The following is a 355-nucleotide window of genomic DNA, read 5'->3' as shown; positions in this document are numbered from 1 at the left end:
CAAAGCAAGTCTTAGGATATGAAGTAGGCGAATGGCATGTGACACATGATCAGCTGGTCACTTACATGAAAGCCGTGGCGGCCTCCTCCGATCGGGTGAAATTTGAAGAAACAGGAAGATCCTACGAAAAGCGTCCGCAGACACTGCTGACGATCACTTCCCCTGCCAACCTAGGCAAACTCGATCAAATCAAAGCCGAACGAGCAAAACTCAGAATACCTGGCTCCTCTGTGAATATCCAAACTATGCCTGCGGTCATGTTCATGGGCTATTCTGTGCACGGCAATGAACCAAGCGGCGCCAACGCTGCTTTAGTCGCTGCCTATCACTTTGCGGCAGCTAATGAAATTGCTAC

The 355-nt window shown here is 49.9% G+C and carries 1 protein-coding gene; it reads left to right on the top strand.

The genetic code is table 11. The annotated features are described in order from the left end of the window. Window positions 1-355 (top strand): M14 family zinc carboxypeptidase (locus ACNKXV_RS13580; RefSeq protein WP_417908266.1); only part of this gene is annotated, 355 nt, incomplete at both ends.

This window comes from Christiangramia aquimixticola, assembly GCF_048285835.1.
In the GTDB taxonomy this organism is placed as follows: domain Bacteria; phylum Bacteroidota; class Bacteroidia; order Flavobacteriales; family Flavobacteriaceae; genus Christiangramia; species Christiangramia aquimixticola.
Note: the sequence above shows the minus strand (reverse complement) of the source record. Positions and strands in the feature narration are given on the sequence as shown.